General features: G+C 70.3%; 4 protein-coding genes and 1 tRNA gene. All 5 read left to right on the top strand.

Features of this window, described 5'->3' with window-relative positions:
- Window positions 1-135, top strand: a 135-nt coding sequence (locus FDZ70_06745) for a hypothetical protein (GenBank protein TLM76295.1), incomplete at its 5' end; no start/stop codon positions are given.
- Window positions 136-180: 45 nt separating this feature from the next.
- Entirely contained in the window at window positions 181-1,122 is a 942-nt protein-coding gene (phnD, locus tag FDZ70_06740; GenBank protein TLM76294.1) for a phosphate/phosphite/phosphonate ABC transporter substrate-binding protein, read from the top strand.
- Window positions 1,106-3,088 carry a PAS domain S-box protein gene (locus tag FDZ70_06735; protein TLM76293.1) on the top strand — a complete coding sequence of 661 codons (1,983 nt, stop codon included), beginning with the start codon at window positions 1,106-1,108 and terminating at the stop codon, window positions 3,086-3,088. The genes phnD and FDZ70_06735 overlap by 17 nt, the downstream gene beginning before the upstream one ends.
- Window positions 3,089-3,123: 35 nt before the next feature.
- A tRNA-Val gene (locus tag FDZ70_06730) sits at window positions 3,124-3,198 on the top strand.
- 100 nt (window positions 3,199-3,298) lie between these two features.
- A partial coding sequence (locus FDZ70_06725) for a PASTA domain-containing protein (GenBank protein ID TLM76292.1) occupies window positions 3,299-4,554 on the top strand: 1,256 nt, incomplete at its 3' end.

Below are 4,554 nucleotides of genomic sequence, written 5' to 3'. Positions count from 1 at the left end.
GGGTGCGCCACCGGCTGCCTCGGCGCGCTGCTCGTGCTCGTCGGCATCCCGATGCTCGTCTGCCCCGGCCCCGGCGCCGCCACCATCGCGTCCGGGCTCGCCATGATCGGCGCATCCTTCGCTCGCAGGCGGTGAGCAAGCCCCCGCGCGGGTATGTTCTCGCGTAGGAGGTGGTGCGCCATGTCGAAGCACTGGCGTTCGTACGCGGGGGCCGCGGCCCTCATGCTCGTCGTGTTCGCGCTCTCGGGGGTGTCCTGCGCGAAGACGCCCAAGGTGTCGCTGACCGGATCGGGTACGACGACCGGTTCGGTCGCTGCGACCGCGACTCCCGAGAAGCTGCGCATCGCGGTCTCGGCGATGATCTCGCCGAAGGAGACGTTCGAGTACTACGAGCAGATCCTCGACTACGTTTCCAAGAAGACCGGAACGCCGGTCGAGCTCGTCCAGCGCGAGACGTACGACGAGGTCAACCAGATGGTGAAGAACCGGGAGCTGGACGTGGCGTTCGTGTGCACGGGCGCGTACGTCGACGGTCACGACCAGTTCGGCATGGAGCTGCTCGTCGCGCCGGTCGCCTACGGCAGGCCCGAGTACTTCTCCTACATCATCGTGCCGAAGAGCTCGCCGGCCACGAGCCTCGCCGGCCTGAAGGGCAGGAAGTTCGCGTTCACCGATCCGATGTCCAACACCGGCTGCCTCGTCCCGACCTACATGCTCGGCCTTGCGGGCACGACGCCGGACAAGTTCTTCAGCGGGACCGGCTACACGTACAGCCACGACAAGTCGATCGAGGCCGTCGCTCAGGGCGTCTATGCCGGCGCCGCCGTCGACAGCCTGGTGTACGACTACCTGGCTGCGACCGATCCGGAGTTCACGTCGAAGACGCGCATCGTCGAGAAGTCGCCGCCGTACGGCATCCCGCCGGTCGTCGTGCCCAAGGAGCTCGACGCGGGCCTGAAGAGGCAGCTGCGCGAGGTGTTCCTCGGCATGGCGGACGACCCGGAGGGCCGTGCGATCCTCGACCACGTGAAGATCGACCGGTTCGAGCTCCTCAACGACAGCGCGTACGACTCGGTCCGCGCGATGCGCGCGTGGCAGAAGGCGCATGAGCCTTCCAAGTAGCGACACGTCGCCGAGGGGGCCCGCGCTGCGCACGCGCGTGGCGCTCACGGTCGTCGCGACCGTGTTGCTGCTCGGCGTGCTCGCGACCGTCGGGATCGAGGCCGCGATCCGCGATGCGCTCACGCGCGCCGAGGAGGCGAGCGGCCTGACCATCGGCCACAACCTCGCGGCGGTGTGCGTCGACCCGGTGCTGCGCGAGGACGTCGTGGAGTTGATGCGGCTCATCCGTGACGTGCAGGAGCCCGAGCCCGGGATCGTCTACGTGTACGTGCTCGATCCCGGCGGCGACGTGCTGGCCTCCACGTTCGCGCAGGGCGTCCCGGTCGATGTCCTCTCGGTCAACCGGCTGCGCACGGGTGACGCGTACCGCCTGCAGCGGATCGAGGCCGACGGCAGTCCGGTCCTCGACGTCGGCGTACCGATGCTCGACGGCGAGGCCGGAGCGGTCCACGTGGGCCTGTCGGGCGTGGCGAGGCAGCAGACACTGGTTCGAACGTGGCTCGTGCTGCTGTTCATCACCGCAGCCGCCGGTGTCGTGGGGTTCGTCGCTTCCCTCGTCGCTGCCCGGGTCGTGACGCGGCCGCTGACGACGCTCGCCGCGGCCGCAGGGCGCATCCGTGACGGCGACCTGACCGCGCGCGTCGAGGTCGCGGCCGACCGGGACCTCGGCGGCCTCGCGTCCGCGTTCAACGAGATGGCAGCGACCCTGGAGGCCGATGTCCTGCAGTTCAGGGCGGACGAGGAGGCTGTCTGGGCGAGCCGGCAGCGCTATGCCGCGCTGTTCGGGAGCATCAATGACGGCGTGTTCGTCGTCGCGCTCGACGGCACGGTCCTCGAGGTCAACGACGTCGCCCTCGAGCGCCTCGGCTACCCGCGCAGTGAGATCGTCGGTGAGCCGATCTCGCGGGTCGACTCGCCCGAGGACGCCGCGCACGTGCCGGAGCGCCTCGACGCACTGCGCGAGCGCGGGTACGCGGAGTTCGAGTCGGTCCACGTGCGCCGGGACGGCTCCACCTTCCCGGTCGAGGTGAGCTCGCGCGTGTTCGACTACGGCGGGACGCAGGCCATCGTCTCCATCGCCCACGACATCACCGAGCGCAAGGCCGCTGAGCAGGCACTGCGCGACCTCAACGCCCAGCTCGAGCGCAAGGTGCGCGAGCGCACACAGGAACTCGAGGAGCAGAGCGAGGAGCTCGCGTGCATGAACGAGGAGCTCCGCAGCGCCAACGAGCTGCTCGAGGAGACGAACCGGCACCTCGACGAGGCGACGCGTGCGAAGAGCGAGTTCCTCGCGAGCATGAGCCACGAGCTGCGCACGCCGCTGAACTCCATCATCGGGTTCTCGGGCGTGCTGCTCCAAGGACTGGCCGGCCCGCTTGACGAGGAGCAGCGCACGCAGGTCGGCATGATCAACTCAGCCGGCAAGCACCTGCTCGACCTGGTGAACGAGATCCTCGACATCTCGAAGATCGAGGCGGGCCGCCTGCGCCTGGAGTTCGTCGAGTTCGACGCGAGCGACATCGTGCGCGCCGCGGTCGACACCATCCGCCCGCTCGCCGAGGAGAAGGACCTCGAGGTGCGTATGGAGATCGCCGAGGACCTGGACGGCATCGTGTCCGACCGGGTCCGCGTGCAGCAACTGCTCATCAACCTGCTGGGCAACGCGGTCAAGTTCACCGAGTCGGGGTACGTCGGGCTCGCCGCGCGCCGGCAGGGCGGCCAGGTCGTCTTCACGGTCTCGGACTCCGGAGTGGGCATCGCGCCCGAGAACCACGCACGCATCTTCGAGGAGTTCTACCAGGTCCGGGAGCCGAACGGCTTCAAGACGCCCGGGACGGGGCTGGGCCTCGCGGTCAGCCTGCGGCTCGCCGAGGCGCTCGGCGGGCGCATCGAGGTGGCGAGCGAGGTCGGCGCAGGCTCCGTGTTCACCATGTACCTGCCGACCGGGCGCCCCGCGTCCGGCTGATACAATCTCGGCGCATCGTCGAGTTCTCCACACGCGGGCGATTAACTCAGCGGGAGAGTGCCTCCCTTACAAGGAGGAAGTCGCAGGTTCGAACCCTGCATCGCCCACCATCCGACCTCACTTCGAGCGTCCGTAAGGTGCGCCGTGCCCGATCCCACACCCGACGAGCCCGGCGTCCCGGCCGGGGAGCCTCCCGCGAAGGAAGCGCCCGTGAGCGACGCGGACGAGCGGCCGCGTCGGCGCTCGCGCGCGACGCGAGTGCTGCTCGCGGCGCTGTTCGGCGTCGGGATGAAGAAGAAGCGCCGCAAGGGCGGAGCGAAGGCGGCCGCGGCCAAGGCCGGACCTGCGGGCGAAGGCAAGGGCGAGAAGCCTCGGAAGGCCCCGAAGCCCACGCGTCCCGGGCGCACGCCCGAGCAGATCGAGCGTGCCGGCAGGATGTGGAGCCGCGTGCGGTCCGGCATCGCGACCGTGCTGGTGCTGGCCACCGTGGGCGGCGGCGGCGGCTGGTACTGGTGGAATCGCGCGGCCTCCGTCCCCGATCTCGTCGGCATGAGCCGGGACGAGGCCCGCCGCCGGCTCGAGGACGCCGGCCTGGACGCCGGCGTGGTCAGTGAGGTCTACGTCGGCGACGAGGGCCAGTACGCGACCGGGACGGTCGTTGCGCACGTCCCGGACCACGCCGCCCGGGTGGCTCCCCGCACGCCGGTCGCGCTGAGCGTCGTGGCCGGACCGGCGTGGACCGCGATGCCCAAGGTCGCCGGACTGACCGTCGGCCAGGCCGTCGCCCTGCTCGAGTCGCTCGAGATGACGACCGCGATCGTGGACCCGGTGAGCCACGTGGTCCCCGTGGAGGAGTACGGGCACGGCATGGGGTTCAAGGTCGCCTCGAGCACGGTCCCGCCCGGACAGCGCACTGAGCGCGGCACGATGGTGATGCTCGAGGTCGACCGGAAGGTCGCCGACAACGAGCGGCGGTTCGTCTTCGCCCATCCGGCCGCGGTGCAGGAGAAGGGCATCGAGTCGTGCTACCGGGAATGCCACCGCGAGCGGGAGTGCTCGCACTGCCACCTGCGCGTGCTGGGCGGGCTCGAGCTGCCCGAGGTCGTGACGGCGCTCGACTTCATCCGCGACGAAGCGCTCACAGCGGCGGGCCTCACCGGTGATGCGGCGCGGCCGCGCTTCGTCCGGGCCGCCGACGAGGGCGGCAAGGCGTACTCGGTGGTGCTGAACGCCGACGCTCCGAGCCCCGGACCGGCCCGCCGCTCCGCGATGCTCGCGGCCACGGCGGACCTGTTCCGCGCCACGCTCGGACTCGCGGGCATCGAGGACCTCACCGTGACATGGGTGGAGCCCGGGACCGGGCGCGTCTTGATGACCGTGCGGATGACGAGCCGGACGATGTGGAGCGTCAAGTGGAGCGGACTGCAGCCCGACCAGCTGCCGCAGGTCGCGGACTACTTCAAGGA

It is taken from the genome of Actinomycetota bacterium (assembly GCA_005774595.1).
In the GTDB taxonomy this organism is placed as follows: Bacteria; Actinomycetota; Coriobacteriia; order Anaerosomatales; family D1FN1-002; genus D1FN1-002.
The sequence above is the reverse complement of the archived record's forward strand: the minus strand, read 5'-3'. Positions and strand labels throughout refer to the sequence as shown.

What these genes read in the sequence shown, in the direction of transcription:
- FDZ70_06735 (TLM76293.1), top strand. Translation starts at nt 1,106, where the DNA reads ATGAGCCTTCCAAGTAGCGACACGTCGCCGAGGGGGCCCGCGCTGCGC.
- phnD (TLM76294.1), top strand. Translation starts at nt 181, where the DNA reads ATGTCGAAGCACTGGCGTTCGTACGCGGGGGCCGCGGCCCTCATGCTC.